The organism is Streptomyces calidiresistens, from assembly GCF_014141525.1.
Classification (GTDB): domain Bacteria; phylum Actinomycetota; class Actinomycetes; order Streptomycetales; family Streptomycetaceae; genus Streptomyces; species Streptomyces calidiresistens.
Window position 1 is genome coordinate 1 of record NZ_VKHS01000795.1, and the last position, 2,416, is coordinate 2,416.

At 76.8% G+C, this 2,416-nt stretch carries 2 protein-coding genes; both read left to right on the plus strand.

Translation table 11 applies throughout. From position 1 onward, the window contains the following. The first annotated feature begins 176 nt into the window (after window positions 1–176). Complete coding sequence (locus FOE67_RS22850; RefSeq protein ID WP_182666730.1) at window positions 177–1,487, plus strand: PP2C family protein-serine/threonine phosphatase; 1,311 nt, start codon at window positions 177–179, stop codon at window positions 1,485–1,487. A 126-nt stretch (window positions 1,488–1,613) separates the two neighbouring features. Further along, window positions 1,614–2,234 carry a riboflavin biosynthesis intermediates N-glycosidase gene (gene ybiA, locus FOE67_RS22855; RefSeq protein ID WP_182666731.1) on the plus strand — a complete coding sequence of 207 codons (621 nt, stop codon included), beginning with the start codon at window positions 1,614–1,616 and terminating at the stop codon, window positions 2,232–2,234. The last annotated feature ends 182 nt before the right edge of the window (window positions 2,235–2,416 follow it).

Below are 2,416 nucleotides of genomic sequence, written 5' to 3' on the forward strand. Positions count from 1 at the left end.
CTCCCGGCTCCTCCCCGCCGGGCCCCGCGGCGGCGTCCCGCCATCCCCCGGCCCCGGGCGGGAGCCCGGGGGATCACCCTTCCCGTCCCGCCGGCGGGGCGAATCGGCCCGGAAGGGGGCAGGGTGGAGGTACCGGCACCGGGCCGGGAGGAGGACGGCTCCCGGGAGGAGGCGCGGTGGACGCCAACGATCTGGACGACGTACTGCAGGGCGCGCTGAGCCGGCTGGCGCTCCTCGCCGAGGTCACCACGGCCATGGGAAGCACCCTCGACGCGGCCGAGGGACTGCGACGGGTGTGCCACATCCTCGTACCCCAACTCGCCGAGTGGTGCGCCGTGGATCTGTTCGAGGACCCGGACGGCGAGGACGGGCACGGCCTGAGCCGGGTGGCGGTGCTGCACCACGATCCGGACGCCCTGCCGTCCGGGGTGACCACCGGGCCGCTGTCCCCGCCCTCCCGGAGCGCGGACGGGCCGGCGGCCCGGGTGCTGCGCGGGGCCGGCCCCCTGCTGATCACGGACCCGCCGCGACCCACCGACCCCCCGTCGGTGGAACCCCCCGAACTACTGGGCCGGGTGCCCGCCGACTCGGCCGTGGTGGCCCCGCTGCGGGCCCGGCGCCGGGTCCTGGGCGCCCTCACCCTCGCCCGAACGGCCGAACGGGAACGCCCCTTCGACCGCGACCACCTCGCGCTGGTGGACGACCTGGCCCACCGGATCGCCCTGGCCGCCGACAACGCCCGCCTGCACCGCGAGGTGCGGTACACCGCCGAGCAGTTCCAACGCGCCCTGTTGCCCGACCTCCCCCGGGTGGACCGTCTGCGGCTGGAGGCGCGGTACGCCCCCGCCCGGGCCGAGGCCGCCGAGATCGGCGGCGACTGGTACGACTGCTTCGTGCTGCCCACCGGCAACACGGCCCTGATCATCGGTGACGTGACCGGCCACGACATGCGCGCCGCCATCGCGATGAGCCAGTTGCGCAACATGCTGCGCGGTATCGCCTGCGACCGCCAGGAACCGCCGGGGAAGATCCTCGGGCGCCTCGACGTGGCCCATCACACCGTGTCCCGCACCACCGCGACCTGCCTGTACGCGTTCCTGAGCGGCCCCGTGGACGGGCCGTGGGAACTCCACCACTCCGCGGCCGGCCACCCGCCGCCGCTCCTGGTCGGCCCCGAGGGCGACACCCGTTACCTGGAGGGGGGACGGGGCATGATGCTGGGCGTCGCCTCCGGGAACGTCCGTCCCAGCACCACCGATCGGCTGCCCGCCCGTTCGACGCTGGTGCTGTTCACCGACGGGCTGGTCGAGCGTCGCGGGGAGAACATCGACCTGGGGCTGACCCGCCTGCGCCAGCACGCGGCGGCCCTGGCCCGCGAGCCGCTGCCGGTGTTCTGCGACGAACTGCTCGCCGGTCTGCTGGTCGACCACCACCCGGACGACGTGGCCCTGCTCGCCCTGCGGCTCCCCGCGGGCCGCGACGCCTGACGTGCCGGCGGCCCGTCCGGGCCGTCGGAAAACCGTTGCGCCCGCCGGGCGGTGGGCCGGCAGGATGTGCGGCGGCCGGGCCGGCGGTTCCGGCCGTGCTCGTCCACGGGAAACGGGGTGGTGGCGATGGGCCGAGCCGACGGGACGGAACGGGCGCGTCCGGGTGACGCGTCGCGGCTGCCGACGACCCGGGAGGAGGCGGAGGCCGCCGAACGCGACGGGCGCCGCCTGCGCTTCCTCTTTTTCTGGGGTTCTTCCGGGGACCACCGCCCCTCCGCCGACGGCACCCCGGGCCCGGCCTGCCTCAGCCAGTGGTGGGAGGCGCCGTTCACGGCGGACGGCCACACCTTCCCCACCGCCGAGCACCACATGATGGCCCACAAGGCGTGGCTCTTCGGCGACGGGGAGACGGCGGAGCGCGTCCTGGCCGCCCGGCATCCCGGCGAGGCCAAGCGGCTGGGGCGCGCGGTCCGGGGATTCGACGAGGAGGAGTGGCGGCGCCGGCGCCGGGGGATCGTGGTGTGCGGCAACCTCGCGAAGTTCGGGGCCCGGGCCGACCTGCGCTCCTACCTCCTCGCCACCCGGCACCGGGTGCTGGTGGAGGCGAGCCCCCTGGACCGGGTGTGGGGCATCGGGCTCACGGCCGATGACCCGGACGCCGGCTCGCCCGCGGCCTGGCGCGGGGCCAACCTGTTGGGATTCGCCCTGATGGACGTCCGCACCGCGCTGTCGCAGCGGGGTGCCTGACACGGCCCGCCGCGGCCGGCTCCGGGCGGAATCGGCGACGGGGGCGGGGGCCCGCGGTGCGGCGGACACCCCGCCCCACGGGGTCAGCGCTCCCCGCGCCGGAGGGACCGGGCGGCGACGACCCGGACGGTCGGGGCGGGGACGAGGGCCTCGGCCTCCCGCGGGCCCCCGGGCCCACCCGG